This window comes from Pseudomonas sp. PDM27 (assembly GCF_019219205.1).
GTDB classification, from domain to species: Bacteria; Pseudomonadota; Gammaproteobacteria; order Pseudomonadales; family Pseudomonadaceae; genus Aquipseudomonas; species Aquipseudomonas laurylsulfatiphila.
On the sequence record NZ_JAHUWF010000005.1, the window covers coordinates 301,669 to 323,453 of the forward strand.

Annotated in this window: 18 protein-coding genes; 1 reads left to right on the forward strand and 17 read right to left on the reverse strand. The window is 62.0% G+C overall.

Features of this window, described 5'->3' with window-relative positions; all coding sequences use genetic code 11:
* Positions 1–23: 23 nt before the first annotated feature.
* Entirely contained in the window at positions 24–239 is a 216-nt protein-coding gene (locus tag KW838_RS13540; protein WP_015093148.1) for a DUF6124 family protein, read from the reverse strand.
* A 471-nt stretch (positions 240–710) separates the two neighbouring features.
* Positions 711–1,613 (reverse strand): LysR family transcriptional regulator, encoded by a 903-nt coding sequence (locus KW838_RS13545; protein WP_218501318.1) that lies wholly within the window; start codon positions 1,611–1,613, stop codon positions 711–713.
* A gap of 118 nt (positions 1,614–1,731) precedes the next feature.
* Here KW838_RS13545 and KW838_RS13550 point away from each other — a divergent pair, with 118 nt between their 5' ends.
* Positions 1,732–3,012 (forward strand): MFS transporter, encoded by a 1,281-nt coding sequence (locus KW838_RS13550; protein ID WP_218501319.1) that lies wholly within the window; start codon positions 1,732–1,734, stop codon positions 3,010–3,012.
* Here the strand turns inward: KW838_RS13550 and gspM are convergent.
* The 15 genes from gspM to gltB all read right to left on the reverse strand — a co-directional run bounded on the left by gspM (position 3,005) and on the right by gltB (position 21,634).
* Positions 3,005–3,436 carry a type II secretion system protein GspM gene (gene gspM, locus KW838_RS13555; RefSeq protein ID WP_102698585.1) on the reverse strand — a complete coding sequence of 144 codons (432 nt, stop codon included), beginning with the start codon at positions 3,434–3,436 and terminating at the stop codon, positions 3,005–3,007. The two genes, KW838_RS13550 and gspM, sit on opposite strands and share 8 nt — an antisense overlap.
* Positions 3,433–4,539: a type II secretion system protein GspL gene (gene gspL / locus KW838_RS13560; RefSeq protein WP_218501320.1), complete on the reverse strand. Its 1,107-nt coding sequence runs from the start codon at positions 4,537–4,539 to the stop codon at positions 3,433–3,435. The genes gspM and gspL overlap by 4 nt, the downstream gene beginning before the upstream one ends.
* Positions 4,536–5,387, reverse strand: coding sequence for a type II secretion system protein GspK (locus KW838_RS13565; protein WP_218501321.1), 852 nt, complete (start codon positions 5,385–5,387; stop codon positions 4,536–4,538). The genes gspL and KW838_RS13565 overlap by 4 nt, the downstream gene beginning before the upstream one ends.
* Positions 5,384–5,926, reverse strand: a complete 543-nt coding sequence (locus KW838_RS13570) for a type II secretion system protein GspJ (protein ID WP_218501322.1) — start codon at positions 5,924–5,926, stop codon at positions 5,384–5,386. The genes KW838_RS13565 and KW838_RS13570 overlap by 4 nt, the downstream gene beginning before the upstream one ends.
* The gene (gspI, locus tag KW838_RS13575) at positions 5,919–6,302 is read right to left on the reverse strand and encodes a type II secretion system minor pseudopilin GspI (protein ID WP_218501323.1); all 384 of its coding nucleotides are present in this window, start codon (positions 6,300–6,302) and stop codon (positions 5,919–5,921) included. Before gspI ends, KW838_RS13570 begins: the two co-directional genes overlap by 8 nt.
* Complete coding sequence (gspH, locus tag KW838_RS13580) at positions 6,295–6,762, reverse strand: type II secretion system minor pseudopilin GspH (RefSeq protein ID WP_218501324.1); 468 nt, start codon at positions 6,760–6,762, stop codon at positions 6,295–6,297. The genes gspI and gspH overlap by 8 nt, the downstream gene beginning before the upstream one ends.
* 3 nt (positions 6,763–6,765) lie before the next feature.
* Positions 6,766–7,221 carry a type II secretion system major pseudopilin GspG gene (gene gspG, locus KW838_RS13585; protein WP_102698579.1) on the reverse strand — a complete coding sequence of 152 codons (456 nt, stop codon included), beginning with the start codon at positions 7,219–7,221 and terminating at the stop codon, positions 6,766–6,768.
* A 3-nt stretch (positions 7,222–7,224) separates the two neighbouring features.
* Positions 7,225–8,433: a type II secretion system inner membrane protein GspF gene (gspF, locus tag KW838_RS13590; protein ID WP_218501325.1), complete on the reverse strand. Its 1,209-nt coding sequence runs from the start codon at positions 8,431–8,433 to the stop codon at positions 7,225–7,227.
* A 3-nt stretch (positions 8,434–8,436) separates the two neighbouring features.
* A complete protein-coding gene (gene gspE / locus KW838_RS13595) occupies positions 8,437–9,909 on the reverse strand; it encodes a type II secretion system ATPase GspE (RefSeq protein ID WP_218501326.1) in 1,473 nt (490 codons plus the stop codon).
* A 3-nt stretch (positions 9,910–9,912) separates the two neighbouring features.
* A complete protein-coding gene (gene gspD, locus KW838_RS13600) occupies positions 9,913–11,832 on the reverse strand; it encodes a type II secretion system secretin GspD (protein WP_102698682.1) in 1,920 nt (639 codons plus the stop codon).
* A gap of 8 nt (positions 11,833–11,840) precedes the next feature.
* Positions 11,841–12,395 (reverse strand): type II secretion system protein N, encoded by a 555-nt coding sequence (locus tag KW838_RS13605; protein WP_371317835.1) that lies wholly within the window; start codon positions 12,393–12,395, stop codon positions 11,841–11,843.
* A gap of 58 nt (positions 12,396–12,453) precedes the next feature.
* Positions 12,454–13,920: an N-acetylglucosamine-binding protein GbpA gene (gene gbpA, locus KW838_RS13610; RefSeq protein WP_218501327.1), complete on the reverse strand. Its 1,467-nt coding sequence runs from the start codon at positions 13,918–13,920 to the stop codon at positions 12,454–12,456.
* Positions 13,921–14,429: 509 nt separating this feature from the next.
* Positions 14,430–15,497, reverse strand: coding sequence for a uroporphyrinogen decarboxylase (hemE, locus tag KW838_RS13615; RefSeq protein ID WP_095964623.1), 1,068 nt, complete (start codon positions 15,495–15,497; stop codon positions 14,430–14,432).
* A gap of 242 nt (positions 15,498–15,739) precedes the next feature.
* Positions 15,740–17,158, reverse strand: a complete 1,419-nt coding sequence (locus KW838_RS13620; protein WP_007975602.1) for an FAD-dependent oxidoreductase — start codon at positions 17,156–17,158, stop codon at positions 15,740–15,742.
* A gap of 30 nt (positions 17,159–17,188) precedes the next feature.
* Positions 17,189–21,634, reverse strand: coding sequence for a glutamate synthase large subunit (gltB, locus tag KW838_RS13625; protein WP_218501328.1), 4,446 nt, complete (start codon positions 21,632–21,634; stop codon positions 17,189–17,191).
* Positions 21,635–21,785: the final 151 nt, after the last annotated feature.

The window sequence follows — 21,785 nt, forward strand, 5'->3', positions numbered from 1 at the left end:
AGGGTTCTCGCCTCCCCGGACGATCACGGTGGATCAAGGTTATCCAACACCCGATTCACCGCCATTTCCCCCAGCATGATCGACTGCTGGATCCCCAGCAGGGTGTGGCCCTGCGATCCCTTCAAGTCTCTGGCGAAGTCACTCGCCATGACGCTTGCCGAGGCCAGCGACACGCAGGCGTATTCCAGCAGGGTGCGGTTGTCGATGTCGGGGGCGATGAGGAAGATTGTACTGGTCATGATTCAGCGTCCTGAAAATGGGCGGCCACGCCGAATCGTTGCTGATCATAAGGGTGGCAGCTGTACGCAGGTTAGCAGACCGGACGAAGTAAACCGGCGCGCCCTAAGGCGCCCTGCGCACAGCCACCGTCAAGGGCAGGTATGGACATACCTGCCTATCAGGAGCGCAAATGCGCTTACTTCGATACGGGCTGCTAAACCCGATCACTGACCATCAGTGACCCGGATCAAGCTACCGATGGCCCCCAAAGCGCACAAGCCGGCGGATTCTGGAGTAGTTGTAGGCAGCGCCGCAAGGCGCTGTAGCCTGTCCGGGGGATTTCGGAAATGTCCCACAGCCGGCGGTGAAGCTTCCTGCTGGCTGGGATACTGTTGGTGTTCTTGCGGACGCCTTCGCGGGCAAGCCCGCTCCCACAGGGATTGCGCTGAACCCTGTGGGAGCGAGCTTGCTCGCGATTGACGGCGCAGCCGTCATGGCTTCAGTGGCTCAACCTTCCTCGTCAGCAGCTCGACAAACGCTTTGGCCATCGCCGACTTCTGATCCTTGCGCTGCACCAACCACACCGCCGACACCGCCGCCGGATCCAGCAAAGGCCGATAGACCACACCATCAATGCGCATCCGCTGATAAGACGCCGGCAACACCGACACACCGAGCCCCGCCGCCACCAGGCCGATGATGGTCATCGCCTCCCCGGCCTCCTGGGCAAAGTGCGGGCTGAAGCCGGCGTCCCGGGCCAGGCTGAGCAACTGCGCATACAGGCCACTGCCGTAGCTGCGTGGAAAAAACACAAAGGGCTCAAGCGCCAGGGCTGACAGAAACAGACCCTCTTCGCTCCCCTCTACCAACGGGTGCTTGGAGCTGAGCACCGCGACCAGCGGTTCACGCATCAACTCGACCACGCTGACGCAGTCCGGCAGCCCGAGCGGGCGCATGATGCCGACCTCAATCGACTCGTCCACCAGAGCATCGGCCACCTGGGTGCTGCTCATTTCCCGCAGGTTCAGGTGCACCGCCGGGAAACGCTGGCGAAAAGAGAAAATCGCCTGGGGAATGGTCGAGTTGAACGGGGCCGATGAGGTGAAGCCAATCTTCAATTCCCCCAACTCCCCCAGTTGCGCCCGTCGCGCGACATCCGCCGCTTTGTCGACCTGCGCCAGCACCAGCCGCGCCTCTTCCAGGAACAGCCGACCGGCCTCGCTCAACTCGACCCGACGATTGGTACGCTCGAACAGCCGCGCACCGACTTCTTGTTCCAGCGCCTGGATCTGCTGGCTCAGCGGCGGCTGGGAGATGCCCAGCACCTGTGCGGCGCGGCCGAAGTGCAGTTCTTCGGCGACGGCGATGAAGTAGCGCAGATGACGCAATTCCATGAAAACCCCATTAGGTCGTAAAAGCTATCAAACAGGTCGAACAATATATTGGATTGAATCATTAGCCAGCTATATGCTTTTTTCATTGCCTGACCGGCTGCGTCCTCCGAGGTCCCCCGTGAAAACTGCTGTCGCTCCACTCGCCCATGAAGTGCCTCCCGCTGCGCCGGACGCTATCGCCGTTGAGCTGGCGGAGATCTACATCGAAAAAGGCACGCCAGCGTTCATGCGCACGGTGCTGGCGCTGTTCTGCGGCGGCTTCGCGACCTTCGCCCTGCTGTATTGCGTGCAACCGATGATGCCGCTGCTGTCCGACGAATATTCCATCAACGCGGCGCAAAGCAGCCTGATCCTCTCTGTCGCCACCGGCATGCTCGCTTTCGGCTTGCTGATCACGGGGCCGATCTCCGACCGCGTCGGGCGCAAACCGGTGATGGTCGCCGCGCTGTTCGCCGCCGCCCTGTGCACCCTGGCCAGCGCCATGCTGCCGAGCTGGCACGCGGTGCTGGCGATGCGGGCGCTGGTGGGCCTGTCATTGAGCGGGCTGGCGGCGGTCGCCATGACCTACCTGAGCGAAGAGATCCATCCGCAGCACATCGGCCTGGCGATGGGGCTGTACATCGGTGGCAACGCGATTGGCGGGATGAGCGGGCGCTTGATCACCGGGGTATTGATCGACTTCGTCAGTTGGCACACGGCAATGCTGGTGATCGGCGGCCTGGCCCTGATTGCGGCGGCGGTGTTCTGGAAGATCCTCCCCGAATCGCGCAACTTCCGTTCCCGCTCGCTGCACCCGCGCAGCCTGCTCGACGGCTTCACCATGCACTTTCGCGATGCAGGCTTGCCGCTGCTGTTCCTCGAGGCCTTTGTGCTGATGGGGGCGTTCGTCACGCTGTTCAACTACATCGGCTATCGCCTGCTGGCCGAGCCGTATCACATGGAACAGGCGTTCGTCGGGATGCTCTCGGTGGTGTACCTGTCGGGTATCTACAGCTCGGCGAAAATCGGTGCCCTGGCCGACAAGCTCGGTCGACGCAAAATGCTCTGGAGCACCATTGCGCTGATGATCGCCGGCCTGGCGCTGACGATGTTCACACCGCTGCCGCTGGTGATCATCGGCATGCTGGTGTTCACCTTCGGTTTCTTCGGCGCCCACTCGGTGGCCAGCAGCTGGATCGGCCGCCGCGCCACCAAGGCCAAGGGCCAGGCGTCGTCGCTGTACCTGTTCAGCTACTACGCCGGGTCGAGCATTGCCGGCACGGCGGGTGGCGTGTTCTGGCATCTGGGTGGCTGGAACGGGATCGGGCTGTTCATCGGCACGCTGCTGGTGATTGCGCTGCTGATCGCGTTGAAACTGGCGAAGTTGCCGCTGTTGCCACAACACACCTCGGCTACCTGAGCACCAGTTGCGCCTCCAAGGCATCGTCACGTTTTTCCAGGGTCAGCGACTGCAACGCGACACCGTTGCGCTCCATAGCGTCGAGCCACTGTATCAACGGCTGCGCGTTGCCATTGAGGGTCAGGCGCAGCAGATCGCTGTCGCTCTCCATCTGACGGATTTCCAGCCCCGCTGCCGCAGCGCTTTCACTGATGCGCAGCGATAACGGCTGACCGGTGTCGGCGGGGACATGGCTGCGCGGTGACGCCCGTTGCAGTTGCGCGGCCAGACTCGCCTGCTGTTGATACTGTCGCTCGACTGTTTCCAGGCGCTGCCGGTTCGGTTGCCAGATCAGGCTGAAAGCCACAACCGCCAACAAAAATGCGCCCATCACCTGCAACAGCCGTTGTTCGCGCACAGAAAGGCGCCGCCATGCCTGGATCATGCCTCGTCCTCCACGGTGAGGGTGGCGTGCACCCGGTCTGCGGCTTTGTTTGCGCTATCGAGCCGGATGGGTATGCCTTGTTGGCGTCCGCGCTCACGCAATTGCTCCAGCTCGGCAAAGCCGCTGGCGGTCAGCTGGATTTTCCACCCTTCCCCGGCCCTGAATTCGATGCGCCGGACCTCGACCGGGCTGGCGCCGATCACCTGCTCAATCAATCGGACCAGCCCCGCCATGCGGGTGTTTTGCGATTCGACAGGCTGGCTTTGCAGGGCCTTGAGTTGCGCTGCCATGTCGACGATGCGGCCTTGGTCCGGGTAAAGCGCCTTGAATCGCAGTTCATTTTGGCTGGCGAGGCGGCGGGCTTCGCTGTCGAGGAAGCGGATCCGCGTCTCGCTGGCCCCCCAGGTCAACAGCGCCAGCACTAACATCACCCATCCACCGGTACGCCAGGGCAGACGCTTGCCGCGCGGGGCAAATGCGCCTTGCAGCAGGTTGATGGCCCGGATCGGGCGGTGGGTCAGGCATTGGTCGATGACAGCGGGATCCTCACGTTCGTCCAGCCATTGCATGTCTTTGGGCAATAAAGGGGTGAGCAGCGCCAGATTGTCTTGCGACAACGCCATGCGTGCCGAGAGGCCTGCACCCAACAGCCAACGACCGAACCACCATGCGCCGCACGGCTGATCACCTGACAATACATCGGCATCAACGAACACCCCACGCACCGCGATACCCGCCTCGCGCAGCAGGGCGAGTACGGCGGCCAACCGCTCCAGGCCGATGACCATGGCCGGGTAGCAGCCGTCGCGATCACGAGCGCCAACACCCAGATGCACAACGTCCAGCGCCTCGCTCAGTTGATCCTCCACGGCGAAGACTATGGCCTGGGTCTCGGGTTGACGCCGCGCCGGCCATGGCTCGCTGCGTACCCAACTGCACATTTCCATGGGCAGCAGCACATCGACCGACCTCCCCTGCAATGCCGAGGCCGCCTGACTCAGTGGCATCGGCTGGCGTTGGCCGGTGGGGGACCACAGTATGCAAGGCCAGAGTGCGGATGGCGCATCCCGGCCCTCGGCGGTCAGGTAAAGCCAAGTGTTCATCGCGGTCTCTCGTAGCTACTGGTGGGAAGAAAGCGTCGTTGCAGCACCGTCAGTTGTTGAGTCTTGGGGTCGTGCCCGACATCCGTGGCCAGATGCAATTGGCGCCCGTCCCGGATCACCTGCACGCCGATCCGATACCAGCGGCTATGGGTGCCAAGGCCGTGGCTGCTCAAGCCCTGCCCGGAGAGCAAGGGGTCCTGGGTAAACGCCTGGACACTCGTCCAGGGCGTTGTTGCGGCCTGAAGCGCCAGCGCATCGGCGGTCGCAGCGTCCACCTCGCCGAGGGTTCTCAACACCAGCGCCGGTGCGGTGTTGATGTTCAGGGTGACGTCGGTTGGCAGCAGTGCCACCCAGGGCTCCAGTCGTTGCAGCAGGCGAGCGTCAATGCCGGGAAGCAAGCGCAGCTGGCTCAGTTCCCGCAGTGGCCCGACCTGGCTCAGTTGCACAGGAGGAAGCTCGAGCAGCTCAAGCAGGCGCGCCCAACGGTTGAGGGTGACCTGATCCACCTGGCCCTGGCGTAACAAAGCATTGAGATTGAAACGCCCGGCGAGGTCATCGATATCGATGCGGATCTGCGCATCCTCAACCTCGATACCCGGCGCCATGGCCCTCCAGCCCTGAATCCGCTCGACGGGGTTTTCCGTGTCCTGTAGCGCGTCGCGCAACAGCAGCAACGCCCAGCTTTCCCCACCCGATGCGAGTTGGCGCAGGTGTATCTGCTGCAACTGTTGCCCGCTGCTTTGCAGCGACAAGTGATGGCTGCGCAACAAGCCACCGGTGATCAGCAGGGCCAGGCTCAGGACCAGCAAAACACTGATCAACGCCATGCCGCGTTGATGCCCGTTCATGGCAATGCACCCGGCATCGGCAACACCCGACGAATAGATTCGAAGCGACCAACCGAGACTTGCACCTCCAGCGCCAGGGGCGGCTTCGCGTCCTGCCCGGACGGCCCATGAGCGACCCAGCCGGACTGGCTGTCGAACAGGCGCCAGTTCAACTCGCGAACGTCATCCAGCAGTTTTTGCCGCTGCACGAGCTCTGTGCCTTCGCCCTGGCTTTCGCGCCACAGCACGCCGTCGTCGAGTCGATAGGTCAGCGTCTGAAGCTCACTGCGCGGCTGGTCCAGAGGATTGCGCCAGTGACTGCGCTGGAACTGCAAAAGCGGCGGTGCGAGCACCATCGGCTGCACAGTGACATGCAGCAGATCCCGCTCGATCACCGCCACCGCGCGCTGCAGGCTCCTGAGTTCCCGCTCGTGAGTCGTCGCACCTCGTTGCACCCGCACCACGCTATCGAACAAGCCCCAACTGGCCAGCCCCAGCACGGCGAAGATCGCCAGGGCGATGACCAGCTCCAACAAGGTGAATCCGCGCTGCTTATTCATGAACCGCGAGTATCCAACCGCTGGCACGATGCAAGGCGTGCGTACTGTTTGCAGGGCTGACTTGAATGTCGACCTGGAGCAAACGTGGATCACCGGTGGCGCTGATGTGCTGATGCAACACCCAGTCGCGCTGATCCATCGACACCACCTGTTGTTGCTGCCCAACCGCCAACCCAGGTTGCAGGCGCAATTCGTTCAACCGGTTGTCCGCCAGCCACGCCGCGAACAGTCGTGCCTCAACGGCGCCACGCTGTTTGACCACGTATTGACTGGCTGACAGCACGGCAGCCGCCAGTGTCGCGAAGACCGCCAGGGCCACCATGATTTCCAGCAGCGTGAAACCGCCCATGGCGGGTCGGGTTCGCGGGCTAGCCATCGATCTCCACCTCGCCCAGGCCATCGCCGGACAGGCTCAGCCAGGTCCGGTTGCTGGACTCGAATACCAGGGTGAAGACGCTGGTCTCATCGTTGCTGAATATCAACAACTGCGGCGGTCCTTCATCAGCGTCCAGGTCTACCGCATAGCCGTCATGCCGAAAACGCACCCGCACGCTCAGGGGCCAATCAGTAAGCTCCGCCACCGGCTCCCATCCGTGCGCACCCTGGCGCATCGCCCGGTGGCCATCGGTACTCAGCCGCAAGCCATAGTCCTGCCCCTCGAATACCGCTCGCTCACGCAACTGATGGATCACCTGCACCATCGCCTCAGCCTCCTGCCTGACCTGGCGCGCGGGACTGCCCCCACCGGCGAAGCTCACCATGCCCAGCAAAAAGCCGACCATGACAATCACGATCATCAACTCCAACAACGTAAATCCCCGGCAACGGTAGCCCACGGTTCAATGACCCCAATTGCCGATTTCCGCTGCAAACCCTTCACCGCCGGCTACGCCATCGGCACCCAGGGAATACAGGTCGTACGTGCCTTCCGGCGATTTCACACCCGGATTGAGATACTGATAAGGCGTGTTCCACGGGTCGACCGGTATGCTCTTGAGGTAACCCTCAGGGTTCCAGCCACGCGCCGTGGGCAGTCCGGAGGGACGTTTGACCAACGCTTCCAGGCCTTGCTGGGTCGAGGGGTAATGGGCGTTGTCGAGGCGATACATTTCCAGGGCGGTGGCGATGGCCTGGATATCGATTCTGGCGGCGGTGACCTTGGCCTGATCGGGACGGCTCATGAACTGCGGCACCACAATGGCCCCCAGCACTCCGATGATGACCACCACCACCATGATTTCGATCAGGGTAAAACCGCGTTGCACGCGGGAAAGGCTTTTGCGGACAGGTTGCATGGATCAATTCACCAATTGGTTGAGGCTGAGAATCGGAAGCAGGATGGCCATGACGATCAGCAGCACAACGCCGCCCATCAGCACCAGCATGGCCGGCTCGAACAGGCTCACCACCAGCGCAATGCGCGCGGCGAGGCTGCTTTCCTGTTGTTCGGCGGCCCGGGCCAACATGCGGTCGAGTTCGCCGGCACGTTCACCGCTGGCGATCATGTGCAACATCATCGGCGGGATGTCGCCGCTCAGTTCCAGGCCGCGGGTGAGCGTTCCGCCTTCGCGCACGGAACGGGCGACATCGACCATCCGCGCGCGAATGGTCAGGTTGCCGATGACCGAGGCGGAAATTTCCAGTGCGTCCACCAAGGGCACGGCACTTTTGCCCAGGATCGCCAGGGTGCTGGCAAACCGCGCGGCTTCCATGGCCCGCAGCACTTCACCGATGACGGGCGCACTCAGCAGCCAACGATGCCAGCGCAGACGCCACTGCGGCTGCTGCCAGCTCCAGCGCCACAGGCCGAACAGCGTCACCAGTACGCCTATCAACAACAGGAAATGGTTGCGCAGGCCGTTGCTCACACCAATCATTACCTGGGTCAGCCAGGGCAACGGCTGGCCGCTGTCGACGAAGATCTTCACCACATCCGGCACCACATAGCCGAGCAGAAAACCGACGATTGCTGCGCTGGCCAGCATCAGGATCAAGGGGTACACCAGGGCCATCTGGATCTTTTGCCGCGAGGCCTGGCGGGCCTGTGTGTAGGCCGCCAGTTGCTCCAGCACATGGCCCAAATGCCCCGAACGTTCGCCGGCGGCCACGGTGGCGCGAAACAATTCGGGGAAAGCCCTGGGGAATTGCCCCAGGGCCGAGGCCAGGGCGTGGCCTTCCATCACCCGGCTCCTGACCGCCGAGAGCAGGCCCGCGACCTTGCGCTTCGAGCTCTGTTTCGTCACCGCCTCGAGTGCCTCTTCCAGAGGCAGCCCGGCCTGAACCAGCGTTGCCAGCTGCAAGGTCAACAACGCCAGATCAGCCGCGCTCAGGCCTGCGCCGCGAGGTTGCTTGCCTGTATCGCTGCCGACCCGGACCTCGATCAATACACGCGGCCACACGCCACGCTCGCGCAACAGCTGTCGCGCGTGACGGGGTCCATCGGCCTCCAGGCGTCCCTTGCAGGATCGGCCTTGGGCATCAAGGGCGCGGTAATCGAAGGTCGGCATCCGTCAGTGCTCCTGGGTCACGCGCAGCAACTCATCGAGGCTGGTCAAGCCTTCCAGCACCCGCTGACGCCCGTCCTGGAACAGGCTGCGCGAGACCATGCGCGTTGCGTCGACAAGGATTTGCTCACTCGCGCCCTGATGGATCAGCGCCGAGACGGCGGGCGTCACGCTGATCAGTTCGTAGATGCCGATGCGCCCGCGATAGCCGTGCTGGCACTGCGCGCAGCCCGAGGCTTTGCACAGGGTGTGCGACGTGGCCGTGTCGAGCCCAAGGCGCTCACAGGCCGCCGCGTCGGCGGTGTACGAAACCTTGCAATGGGGGCACAGGGTGCGCAGCAGGCGCTGGGCCAGAATGCCCACCAGCGAGGACGCCAGCAGGTAGGCATCGACGCCCATGTCGACCAACCGCGTGACGGCGCCGACCGCACTGTTGGTGTGCAAGGTCGACAGCACCAGATGCCCGGTCAAAGAAGCCTGCACGGCGATCTCGGCAGTTTCGAGGTCGCGGATTTCGCCGACCATCACCACGTCCGGGTCCTGGCGCAGAATCGCCCGCAGTCCGCGGGCGAAGGTCATGTCGACTTTCGGGTTGACCGGCATCTGGCCCACACCCGGCAGGTGATACTCGATCGGGTCTTCGACCGTGAGGATGTTGCGGGTCTGGTCATTCAGGCTGCTCAACGCGGCGTACAGGCTGGTGGTCTTGCCGGAGCCGGTCGGCCCGGTCACCAACAGGATGCCGTGGGGTTTGCCCAATAACTGGCGCAGGGCCGCGAGGGTATCGTCCGGCATGCCCAACCGATGCAGGTCAAGGCGCCCGGCCTGCTTGTCGAGCAGGCGCAGCACCACCCGTTCACCGTGGGCCGAAGGCAGCGTCGAGACCCGCACATCGACTTCATGCCCGGCCAGACGCAAGGCCATTCGCCCATCCTGGGGCACGCGTTTTTCCGCGATGTCCAGGCGCGCCATGACCTTGATCCGCGACACCAGCAGCGTCGCCAGTTCGCGCTTGGGCCTGAGCATTTCACGCAGTTGGCCATCCACCCGCATACGCACCGACAGGTACTGCTCGAAGGTTTCCAGGTGCACGTCCGAGGCGTGCTCGCGCACGGCTTCACCGAGCAGTGCGTTGATCAGGCGGATGATCGGCGCATCGCCCTGTTGCTCCAACAGGTCGGCGGTCTGCGGCACCTGATCGACCAGGCTGAGCAAGTCCAGCTCTTCGTCCAGCCCTTGGGCTACCTGCTCCATCGCGCTTTGTCCCTCGCGATAGGCTGCCGCCAGGCGTGAGGCATATTCTTCGGCGTCGACGATGACGAACGGCAGCGTCGACCCGCACACCCGGCGCGCCTCTGACACTGCGCTGAGCGGTGCATCGCTGCGCAGGGCAAGGCGCAGATCGTCGCCGTCACGCTCCAGCAACACACCAAAACGCCGGGCGAAGCCGAAGGGCAATTGCGCGCTGAATTCGCCCATGGGTTACTGCGCCTTGCCGCGCAAGTCGAACACTGGCGCGTCGCTGGCCGGTTCAAACAACCCGCGCGCCTCGGATGGCAGCAGCAACGAGTTGTTTTCCCCCGCCCCCGATTTGCTCAAGTCACGCAGCGCGTTATAACGCTGCTGACTGACCTGGGACAGATCCTCCTTGCTGCGCACGATGGTCGGGCGCAAGAACACCATCAGATTGCTTTTGGTCTGGGTGTCGCGGCTCCAGCGGAACATCGCGCCGAGGTAGGGAATGTCACGCAGCAGCGGCACGCCACTTTTCTGGGTGCGCACGCTGTCGCGGATCAGGCCGCCGATCACGATGATTTCGCCATCGTCGGCGAGGATGGTGCTTTTGAGCGCTCGCTTGTTGGTGATGAGGTCCGAGGAGTCGATGCCCGACACCGAGGGGGCGATGTCCGACACCTCCTGCTCGACCTCCAGGCGCAGCGTCGAGCCTTCGTTGATGTAAGGCTTGATCTTCAGGCTGATGCCGACGTCCTTGCGCTCGACAGTGGTGAACGGATTCTCCGCGCCGTTGCTGTTGGTGGCGTAAGAACCGGTCTTGAACGGCACGTTCTGGCCGACGATGATTTCCGCTTCCTGATTGTCCAGGGTCAACAGGCTCGGGGTGGACAGCAGGTTGCTGTGGGTGTTGCTGGCCAGGGCCGAAATCAGCGCACCGAAGCGGTCGCTGCCCAGTTGCAAGATCGCCCCTTCCGGCGCCGATCGTTTCTCGTCGAACCTCAACCCGCCGACAATCGGAATGTCGGTGCCGGGAAAGTTGATGAAGCCCTTGGCGTCGCCGGTGTTGAGGTTCCACTGCACACCGACGGCCTCGGCGATGTCGCCGGAGATTTCGACGATGGCGGCGTGGATCAACACCTGGGCCCGCGGCTGGTCCAGTTGGCGCACGATGCTTTCGATGGTCCGCACCTGTGCCGGCTCGGCAATCAGCACCAGCGCGTTCTGGCTTTCATCGGCCTTGATCATGAAGGCTGTGCCGCCCGACATGTCCTTGGCGTTGCCGGCGGCGGACACCTGTTTTCTGCCCTGCCCCATCGACTCCAGAATCTCGGCCAACTGCTTGGCATCGCTGTGACGCAGGCGAATCACCCGGGCGTTGTCGAGGGTCGTGGTGGCCGGTGTATCGAGACCACGGGCCAGTTCGATCAAACGCTGGCGAACGACCGGCGGACCAATGAAAACCAGGCGATTGGTCCGGGTGTCAGCCAGTACTTGTATGGCCGACTCGGCATTGCGCTTGCCCATGGAGGCCTCGATCACCGGCGCGACATCGCCGGCCTGGGCATGCTGGAGCTGAAGCACCGCGTGCAGGTTGTTCTGCCCCGAGTCCAGTTCACGGATCACCCGGGCGATGCGCTTCACATTCGCGGCCGTATCGGTCAGCACCAACGCGTTGGCCGACACCGAGGGGCCGACATAACCGTTGGCAGAAACCAACGGCCGCACCAGCCCGGCGATATCGGTGGCGCTACCGGTGTTCAACCCGATGACCTCAGTCACGAACTGCGACGCCGTGCTGGTTTTTACCGTGCCCTGACCGGCCCGGGTCCTGGCCTCGGCAACCGGAGTGATGAGAATCCGGTCGCCCTCATCGATCACCGTGAAATTGTGGGCGTCGAGCACTGAATAGAACAACCGGCGCACCCCTTCACGATCGAGGGCCTGCCGGGACATGACGGTGATACGACCGGAGACCTTGGGGTCCAGCACTACCGTGGTCCCGAGAATGCTGGAGATCTCTTCGACGATGTCGCGCAGCTCTGCGTTGTTCATCGCCAGTTGCCATTTTTCTTCGGCGCCTCGAAGCGTGCCCGGGAAGGCTGCCGCCGCCAAAACGGCAAGCAAAAGCATGGAACGCAACCAATGCGCGCCGACGAAGCTGTTCATGAAATTCATCACTCTGGTTGCCCGGAGAGCGGGCGTAAAAAACGCGTGGTCGTGGTGACCGGTTGAGCATCGACGGATGATTCGAGTCCCGTCAGGAACCGTGCGCCAGAGGGGACGAGCGTTAGCAGCTCTTCCCGGCCCTTGTTCCACAGCACAACCTGGTGGGTCTCGATACGACGCAGGACACTGCCGCCGGGCAAACGCTCGCCCACCTGATAGAGACGAGAACCTTGAGCATTGGCCAGCAGTGCCTTGGATAGTCCGTTGCTGACAAAGCTCGCTTGCAGGGTCAGCGGTTCGGCGCTGGGCCGCGGTGCGGCCTCCGTCGTCAGGCCGAACACGATGGCAATCGATGTTGTTTCGAGCGGCTCACGTACAGGCACCGCCTCCAGCGTTGCGATGTCGGGCGACGGTGAAGCCAGGTGCTCGCGAAACAACTGTTCCTGCCACGCCAGAAATACCGCAGCGCCCATTGGCAACGCGAGCCAGCAAATGCTGCTCAGGCATGCCCGAAAGCGTTGTCCGGAAAAATTCGAAACCTTCATTTTCAACTCGGTACTCAACAGAAACACCTGGCTTCAGGCGACCTTTTTGAGGCCGTCTGAAGCCAGTTGCGGGGACTTACAACTTGTCCCACGCCATGTGCGAGTGAGCACCGACACCCGGTTCAAAACCGTTGGCGGTAGGGGTGTACTGCTTGCAATAACCCGACGCAGGGAATGGCTTGCACTCGAAGACTTCGTCGGTCTTCGGTTGCAGCACCTTGGTGCCGGCGGTGTAGTCGCTGAGGCCTTCAGGGAATACGAAGTCGTATTCGATGACCGCGCCTTCACCGGTCAGTTGAGTGGTCTTGGTGTCCTGACGGGTGGTGCGGCCATCCAGGGTGGTGCCGACCAGGGTCAGCGTGTGCGCACCCGGATTGCTGCGCACATCCAGGGACAACGAGGTGGAGCCGGTGGCCACTTGTGCCGACGTGGTGCCGACCGGTTTGTTGTTCTGGTCGAACAAGGTCGCTTCGACGTCCATCGCGCGGTTCGCAGTCATGCTGAATTCGACTTTGGCCCGGCCTTTATCCAGGACGTATTCGGCTTGCTGAGAGGTCACCGCCATGTGCGCAGCGGCGTCTTCCTTCATGGCCAACTGCACTTCATAGCGGACTACGCCGCTTTCTTTTTGCACGTAGAGGCGGTTGGTGCCTTTGACTGGGACAACATTGCCGCTCTCGTCACGGATACCGGCGCGAACCAGAGTGTGGGTCTGGTTGATTTTCTCCGCCAGCTTGTACGACCAGTTTTGCGGTGTGCCTTCTTCAGCGTTATCGATGCTGATTTCCACGCTGTATTCCGCACTCTCGCCCTTGGCGGTAAACGCGCGGGCCTTGACCTTGTCACCCACCAGCAATGGAGTCGATGACGCAATGCTGCCTACCGGCGACCAGCCGCCCGGCAAGTCGGGTTCGGCAAGGATGTTCACGTCTGCGACATTGTAAAACGCGGCGGCGGTGTCACCGACGGTCCAGATGGCCAGGATGACGTGGTGGCCGGACTTGTCGGACGGGAGGGTGCAGCTGTGCCTGGCGCCCGACACCGGCAACTGGTTGCCGCCATCGATGGTGCAGAACGGCGTGCTTTCGAAGGTGGCGCGCTTGAGCGACTCGTTCGGGTTCCAGCCGTCGCTGGAGATGAAATACTCGTGCTTGGTCGCCGGGTGGGCGGCGGTGTAACGCCATTGGAAATCGATGTTGCGATCCTTGATTTCCGTCAGGTGCCAGCGGGTGGCGGACTGTGCGTCCAGTGCGGAGAACAGCGCGTGACCGCCGCTGGCGATCTTGCCATCGACCGGCCCCTGCAAAGGGGCACCGCCGACACCTGCGGGAAAGCCCTTGAAGGTTTCACCGACGCTCTGCGGCTCGTACTGCGCGCCACCACAGTTGGTGTTCAAGCCTTTCTGGCAGGCCAGTGCGCGTGACGGCGGCACATCCAGATAGCCGTGGGCGGATGCGGTTTGAGAGGCCAGCATTGCCGATAACAGGATCATCGAAGAGGTGCAGGCCGTTAATGCACTTCTTTTATCAAATTTAAGTTTCATGATGTGTTCCAGACTGCCTATCGAAAACAAGGCGCCTTGCAGGCCGCGATGTTTGCTTCGTTACCGTTCAGCGTTGTGCTGAACAGGGATCTGGAACCTTACGGGGATGACGAAGAATTCTATGTAGGAGTAATCATCGAACCGGCCAGGAATAGTCTGCTCATTCGAATTTCACTCAGGAAAGAAAATACCCTGCCAACAGAAACGCTACATCCGGAGAGTATTTCTGCAGGGCATAAAAAAGGTTCTTTACGGAATCCCGGGGGAACACAGATAACGAAATATCTGTAGGAGCTGCCGAAGGCTGCGATCTTTTGATTTTGCTTTTGCTTTTGCGATCTGGAGATTGTTGAAGATCAAGATCAAAAGATCGCAGCCTTCGGCAGCTCCTACAGGGGAACACGTGCACCACCAAACAGTTATCGGTGTTCCCCGGCATTGCGTGAACAACCATAAAAAAACCTGTCCGGCACGAGGCGGGACAGGTTTCTTGAAAACGGCGCTGGCCGTTACTCGTGATATTGCGCCGACAGTTCATGCACGGCGCGCAGGAATGCGCCGGCGTGTTCCGGATCGACTTCCGGCGTAATGCCATGACCGAGGTTGAACACGTGACCGCTGCCTTTGCCGTAGCTGGCGAGAATGCGCCCGACTTCAGCGCGAATGGCTTCCGGCTTGGCGTAGAGCACCGTCGGGTCCATGTTGCCTTGCAGCGCGACCTTGTCGCCAACACGGGCACGGGCGTTGCCGATGTCGCAGGTCCAGTCCAGGCCCAATGCATCAGCACCGGCATCGGCGATGCTTTCCAGCCACAGGCCGCCGTTCTTGGTGAACAGGATGACCGGCACCTTGCGGCCTTCGTGTTCGCGGATCAGGCCGCTGACGATTTTGCGCATGTAGGCCAGGGAGAACTCCTGGTACGCCGCTGCCGACAGGTTGCCGCCCCAGGTATCGAAGATCTGCACCGCTTGCGCACCGGCCATGATCTGGCCGTTGAGGTAGCTGGTGACCGATTGCGCAAGCTTGTCCAGCAACAGGTGCATGGCTTGCGGGTTGTCGTAGAGCATGGCCTTGGTCTTGCGGAAGTCTTTCGACGAGCCGCCTTCGACCATGTAGGTCGCCAGGGTCCATGGGCTGCCGGAGAAGCCGATCAACGGTACACGACCGTTCAGTTCACGCCGGATGGTGCTGACCGCATCCATCACGTAGCCCAAGTCTTTCTGCGGGTCGGGAATCGGCAGGGCTTCGATGTCGGCCAGGGTACTGACGACTTTCTTGAAGCGCGGACCTTCGCCGGTTTCGAAGTACAGACCCTGGCCCATGGCATCGGGGATGGTCAGGATGTCGGAAAAGAGGATCGCCGCGTCCAGTTGTGGATAACGGTCGAGCGGCTGCATCGTGACTTCGCAAGCGAACGCCGGGTTCATGCACAGGCTCATGAAATCGCCGGCCTTGGCGCGGCTGGCGCGGTATTCAGGCAGGTAGCGACCGGCCTGACGCATCATCCACACGGGGGTGACGTCTACGGGTTGCTTGAGCAGGGCGCGCAGGAAACGGTCGTTCTTCAGGGCAGTCATGTCGGCATCCGGAAAAAAAGTGCGGGCATTTTCTCAGAGCCGGGCGCAAAAGGCACGGATGCAGGTCAGCCTTTTGTCTATCGGGTCAATTTGTCGCATTTTTGCAGCACCACAAAACACTGTGGGAGCGGGCTTGCTCGCGAATGCGGTGTGTCAGGCAACAAAACTGTCGACTGACACTCCCTCTTCGCGAGCAAGCCCGCTCCCACATTTTTACTGCATTTCAAGTCTGGATCGGGTGCTTAGACGCCCAGGTAATCCAGGATCCCTTCGGCGGCATTACGGCCTTCGAAGATTGCCGTCACCACCAGGTCCGATCCCCGCACCATGTCGCCACCGGCGAAGATTTTCGGGTTGCTGGTCTGGTGCTTGTACTGGCCTTGTTCCGGTGCCACAACGCGGCCCTGGCTGTCGGTCTGGATCTCGAACTGCTCGAACCACGGCGCCGGGCTTGGGCGGAAACCGAAGGCGATGACCACGGCGTCGGCCGGGATGATCTCTTCGGAGCCCGGGATTGGCTCGGGGCTGCGACGGCCACGGGCGTCCGGCTCGCCGAGACGGGTCTCGACCACTTTCACGCCTTCGACCTTGTCTTCACCGACGATGGCAATCGGCTGGCGGTTGTAGAGGAACTTCACGCCTTCTTCCTTGGCGTTCTTCACCTCTTTGCGCGAGCCCGGCATGTTCGCTTCGTCACGACGATAAGCACAGGTCACCGACTTGGCGCCCTGGCGGATCGACGTACGGTTGCAGTCCATCGCCGTGTCGCCACCGCCCAGGACCACGACTTTCTTGCCTTTCATGTCGACGAAATCTTCCGGCGACTTTTCAAAGCCCAGGTTGCGGTTGACGTTGGCGATCAGGAAGTCCAGTGCGTCGTACACGCCCGGCAGGTCTTCACCGGCAAAACCGCCCTTCATGTAGGTGTAGGTGCCCATGCCCATGAATACGGCATCGTATTCTTCGAGCAGTTGCTCCATGGTCACGTCCTTGCCCACCTCGGTGTTGAGGCGGAACTCGATGCCCATGCCGGTGAAGACTTCGCGACGATTGCTCAACACGGTCTTTTCCAGCTTGAACTCGGGGATGCCGAAGGTCAGCAGGCCACCGATTTCCGGGTTCTTGTCGAACACCACCGGGGTCACGCCGCCGCGCACCAGCACGTCGGCGCAACCCAGGCCCGCAGGCCCGGCACCGATGATCGCGACACGCTTGCCGGTCGGCTTGACCTTGGACATGTCCGGGCGCCAGCCCATGGCGAACGCGGTGTCGGTGATGTACTTCTCCACCGAACCGATGGTCACCGCGCCGAAGCCGTCGTTGAGGGTGCAGGCACCCTCGCACAGACGGTCCTGCGGGCACACCCGGCCGCAGACTTCCGGCAGGGTGTTGGTCTGGTGCGACAACTCGGCGGCCTGGAGGATGTTGCCCTCGGCCACCAGCTTCAGCCAGTTGGGAATGAAGTTGTGCACCGGGCACTTCCATTCGCAATACGGGTTACCGCAACCCAGGCAGCGGTGGGCCTGGTCGGCCGACTGCTGGGGTTTGAAGGGTTCGTAGATTTCCACGAACTCTTTCTTGCGTTGACGCAACAGTTTCTTCTTCGGATCCTTGCGCCCGACCTCGATGAACTGGAAGTCATTATTCAGACGTTCAGCCATTTTAAAACCTCATCAAACTCTTCAGGCGCATCACTGCGGGTTGGCACGGGTGCTGGAAAGCAACGATTTCAGGTTGGCAGCCTTGGGCTTGACCAGCCAGAAACGACGCACGTAATCATCGAGGTTCTCGGCGAGCTCACGACCCCACTCGCTGTCGGTTTCCTCGACGTACTCGTTCAGCACGCGTTGCAGGTGGCTACGGTAGGCTTCCATCGCCTCGCCGCTGATCCGCTGGATTTCCACCAGTTCGTGGTTGACCCGGTCAACGAAGGTGTTGTCCTGGTCGAGCACGTAGGCGAAACCGCCGGTCATGCCAGAGCCGAAGTTGTAACCGGTCTTGCCCAATACGCAGACGAAACCACCGGTCATGTACTCGCAGCAGTGATCGCCAGTGCCTTCCACCACAGTGTGGGCACCGGAGTTACGCACGGCGAAACGCTCGCCCGCGGTGCCGGCGGCGAACAGCTTGCCGCCCGTGGCGCCGTACAGGCAGGTGTTGCCGATGATGGCACTGTCCTGAGTGCGGTAGACGCTGCCTTTCGGCGGCACGATCACCAGCTTGCCACCGGTCATGCCCTTGCCGACGTAGTCGTTGGCGTCGCCTTCCAGGTACATGTTCAGGCCGCCGGCGTTCCACACACCAAAGCTCTGGCCCGCAGTGCCCTTGAAGCGGAAGGTGATCGGCGCATTGGCCATGCCCTGGTTGCCGTGCTTGCGCGCGATTTCGCCGGAGATCCGTGCACCGATGGAGCGGTCGCAGTTGCAGATATCCAGGGCGAATTCAGCGCCGCTCAGGTCGTTGATCGCCGAGGTGGCCATATCGACCATTTTCTCGGCCAGCAGGCCTTTGTCGAACGGCGGGTTGCGCTCTACGCCACAGAACTGCGGTTTGTCCGCCGGCACGTGGTCGCTGCCCAGCAACGGAGTCAGGTCCAGGTGATGCTGCTTGGCGGTCTGGCCTTCGAGGACCTCCAGCAGATCGGTACGGCCGATCAGCTCCTCGAGGGAACGCACGCCCAGCTTCGCCAGCCACTCACGGGTTTCTTCGGCGACGTAGGTGAAGAAATTCACCACCATGTCGACGGTGCCGATGTAGTGGTCCTTGCGCAGCTTCTCGTTCTGAGTCGCGACGCCGGTGGCGCAGTTGTTCAGGTGGCAGATGCGCAGGTATTTACAGCCCAGGGCGATCATCGGCGCGGTGCCGAAGCCGAAGCTTTCAGCGCCGAGGATGGCCGCCTTGATCACGTCGAGGCCGGTTTTCAGGCCGCCGTCGGTTTGTACCCGGACTTTGCCGCGCAAGTCGTTGCCGCGCAGGGTCTGGTGGGTTTCGGCCAGGCCGAGTTCCCACGGAGCGCCCGCGTATTTGATCGAGGTCAGCGGCGATGCACCGGTGCCGCCGTCGTAGCCGGAGATGGTGATCAAGTCCGCGTAGGCCTTGGCCACACCGGCGGCGATGGTACCGACGCCTGCCTCTGCTACCAGCTTCACTGAAACCAGCGCCTTCGGGTTGACTTGTTTCAGGTCGAAAATCAGCTGCGACAAGTCTTCGATCGAATAGATGTCGTGGTGCGGCGGTGGCGAAATCAGCGTCACGCCTGGCACTGCGTAACGCAGCTTGGCGATCAGACCGTTCACTTTACCGCCCGGCAGTTGACCACCCTCGCCCGGCTTGGCGCCTTGGGCGACCTTGATCTGCAGCACTTCGGCATTGACCAGGTATTCCGGGGTCACACCGAAACGGCCAGTCGCAACCTGCTTGATTTTCGAGCTCTTGATGGTGCCGTAGCGCGCCGGGTCTTCGCCGCCTTCGCCGGAGTTGGAACGCGCACCGAGGCGGTTCATGGCTTCGGCCAGGGCTTCGTGAGCTTCCGGCGACAGGGCGCCCAGGGAGATACCGGCGGAGTCGAAGCGCTTGAGCACCGATTCCAGCGGTTCGATCTCGCTGATATCCAATGGAGTGTCGAGGGTTTTGACTTTCAGCAGGTCGCGGATCATCGACACCGGGCGGTTGTCCACCAGCGAGGTGTATTCCTTGAACTTGCTGTAGTCGCCCTGCTGCACAGCCGCCTGCAGGGTGTTGACCACGTCCGGGTTGTACGCGTGATATTCGCCACCGTGGACGAACTTCAGCAGGCCGCCTTGCTGGATTGGCTTGCGCGGACTCCAGGCTTCGGTGGCCAGGGCTTTCTGTTCAGCTTCGATGTCGACGAAACGCGCACCCTTGATGCGGCTCGGCACGCCACGGAAGCTCAGGTTGCAGACTTCCTCGGACAGGCCGATGGCCTCGAACAACTGCGCACCGCGGTACGACGTGATGGTCGAGATGCCCATCTTCGACAGGATCTTGAGCAGGCCCTTGGTGATGCCTTTACGGTAGTTCTTGAACACCTCGTAGAGGTCGCCCAGTACTTCACCGGTACGGATCAGGTCACCCAGCACTTCGTAGGCCAGGAACGGATAAACGGCAGAGGCACCGAAACCGATCAACACGGCGAAGTGATGCGGGTCACGAGCGGTCGCGGTTTCCACCAGGATGTTGGAGTCGCAACGCAGGCCTTTTTCGGTCAGGCGGTGGTGCACCGCGCCGGTGGCCAGGGACGCATGGATCGGCAACTTGCCCGGGGCGATGTGACGGTCACTCAGCACGACCTGGGTACGACCGGCGCGCACGGCTTCTTCAGCCTGATCGGCGACGTTGCGGATGGCCGCTTCGAGGCCGACGCTTTCGTCGTAGTTCAGATCGATGATCGCGCGCTCGAAGCCCGAACGATCGAGGTTCATCAGCGAACGCCACTTGGCCGGGGAAATGACCGGCGAGCTGAGGATCACGCGCGAAGCGTGTTCCGGCGACTCCTGGAAAATGTTGCGCTCGGCACCGAGGCAGATTTCCAGCGACATGACGATGGCTTCACGCAGCGGGTCGATCGGCGGGTTGGTCACCTGGGCGAACTGCTGGCGGAAATAGTCGTACGGCGTGCGCACGCGCTGGGACAGCACGGCCATCGGCGTATCGTCGCCCATCGAACCCACGGCTTCGTAGCCTTGCTCGCCGAGCGGGCGCAGCACCTGGTCGCGCTCTTCGAACGTGACCTGGTACATCTTCATGTATTGCTTGAGCTGATCGACGTCGTAGAACGCCGAACCGTGGTCGTTGTCTTCCATGGTCGCCTGGATGCGCAGGGCATTCTTGCGCAGCCATTGCTTGTACGGATGACGGGACTTCAGACGGTTGTCGATCGCATCGGTGTCGAGGATCTGACCGGTCTCGGTGTCCACGGCAAAGATCTGGCCAGGTCCCACACGACCCTTGGCGATCACGTCTTCAGGCTGGTAGTTCCAGACACCGATTTCCGAGGCCAGGGTGATGAAGCCGTTCTTGGTGGTGACCCAACGCGCCGGACGCAGACCGTTACGGTCGAGCAGGCACACCGCGTAGCGACCGTCGGTCATTACCACGCCGGCCGGGCCGTCCCACGGTTCCATGTGCATCGAGTTGTATTCGTAGAACGCGCGCAGATCCGGGTCCATGGTCTCGACGTTCTGCCACGCTGGCGGAATGATCATCCGCACGCCACGGAACAGGTCGATGCCGCCGGTGACCATCAGCTCCAGCATGTTGTCCATGCTCGAGGAGTCGGAACCCACGCGGTTGACCAGCGGGCCGAGTTCTTCCAGGTCCATCAGGTCGTTGGTGAACTTGGTGCGACGGGCCACGGCCCAGTTGCGGTTGCCGGTGATGGTGTTGATCTCGCCGTTGTGCGCCAGGAAGCGGAACGGTTGAGCCAGCGGCCATTTCGGCAGGGTGTTGGTGGAGAAGCGCTGGTGGAACACGCAAATCGAAGTTTGCAGGCGCTCATCGCTCAGGTCCGGATAGAAGGCGGTCAAGTCCGCCGGCATCATCAGGCCTTTGTAAATGATGGTCTTGTGCGAAAAGCTGCAGACGTAGTGGTCGGTGTCGGCGGCGTTGGCCACGGACGAGCGACGACGGGAGGTGAACAGCTTGACGGCCATGTCCTGGTCGCTCAGGCCTTCACCGCCGATGAACACTTGCTCGATCTGCGGCAGGCGCTCAAGGGCCAGGCGGCCGAGGACGCTGGTGTCGATCGGCACTTTGCGCCAGCCAACCAGTTGCAAGCCGGCGGCCAGGATCTCGCGGTTCATGTTCTCGCGAGCGGCTTCGGCTTTGACCGGATCCTGGTTGAAGAAGACCATGCCCACCGCATATTGCTTGGGCATTTCGACGCCGAAGGTTTCCTGGGCGATGGCTCGCAGGAACACGTCCGGCTTTTGAATCAGCAGACCGCAACCGTCACCGGTCTTGCCGTCGGCATTAATCCCACCGCGGTGGGTCATGCAGGTCAGGGCCTCGATGGCCGTTTGCAAAAGGGTATGACTGGGCTCGCCCTGCATATGGGCTATCAGGCCGAAACCACAGTTATCCTTGAATTCATCTGGTTGGTACAGACCTGCTTTCATAGACACTTTCTCACCAGGCTGCCTCTGTACGAGGCAAATTTCTTTTCAATTCAACCACTTGCCATCCGCGCCGAACGTACGCCAGCTTTGCGGGGACAAAAGGGAGGTCATTGTACACACCGACACTTGGCCTCACAAATTTGACGACGAA

Excerpts from the sequence above, each read along its gene's own strand:
- KW838_RS13540 (WP_015093148.1), bottom strand. The coding sequence starts at position 239 with ATGACCAGTACAATCTTCCTCATCGCCCCCGACATCGACAACCGCACC.
- KW838_RS13545 (WP_218501318.1), bottom strand. The coding sequence starts at position 1,613 with ATGGAATTGCGTCATCTGCGCTACTTCATCGCCGTCGCCGAAGAACTG.
- gspM (WP_102698585.1), bottom strand. The coding sequence starts at position 3,436 with ATGATCCAGGCATGGCGGCGCCTTTCTGTGCGCGAACAACGGCTGTTG.
- gspL (WP_218501320.1), bottom strand. The coding sequence starts at position 4,539 with ATGAACACTTGGCTTTACCTGACCGCCGAGGGCCGGGATGCGCCATCC.
- KW838_RS13565 (WP_218501321.1), bottom strand. The coding sequence starts at position 5,387 with ATGAACGGGCATCAACGCGGCATGGCGTTGATCAGTGTTTTGCTGGTC.
- KW838_RS13570 (WP_218501322.1), bottom strand. The coding sequence starts at position 5,926 with ATGAATAAGCAGCGCGGATTCACCTTGTTGGAGCTGGTCATCGCCCTG.
- gspI (WP_218501323.1), bottom strand. The coding sequence starts at position 6,302 with ATGGCTAGCCCGCGAACCCGACCCGCCATGGGCGGTTTCACGCTGCTG.
- gspG (WP_102698579.1), bottom strand. The coding sequence starts at position 7,221 with ATGCAACCTGTCCGCAAAAGCCTTTCCCGCGTGCAACGCGGTTTTACC.
- gspF (WP_218501325.1), bottom strand. The coding sequence starts at position 8,433 with ATGCCGACCTTCGATTACCGCGCCCTTGATGCCCAAGGCCGATCCTGC.
- gspE (WP_218501326.1), bottom strand. The coding sequence starts at position 9,909 with ATGGGCGAATTCAGCGCGCAATTGCCCTTCGGCTTCGCCCGGCGTTTT.
- gspD (WP_102698682.1), bottom strand. The coding sequence starts at position 11,832 with ATGAACAGCTTCGTCGGCGCGCATTGGTTGCGTTCCATGCTTTTGCTT.
- gbpA (WP_218501327.1), bottom strand. The coding sequence starts at position 13,920 with ATGAAACTTAAATTTGATAAAAGAAGTGCATTAACGGCCTGCACCTCT.
- hemE (WP_095964623.1), bottom strand. The coding sequence starts at position 15,497 with ATGACTGCCCTGAAGAACGACCGTTTCCTGCGCGCCCTGCTCAAGCAA.
- KW838_RS13620 (WP_007975602.1), bottom strand. The coding sequence starts at position 17,158 with ATGGCTGAACGTCTGAATAATGACTTCCAGTTCATCGAGGTCGGGCGC.
- gltB (WP_218501328.1), bottom strand. The coding sequence starts at position 21,634 with ATGAAAGCAGGTCTGTACCAACCAGATGAATTCAAGGATAACTGTGGT.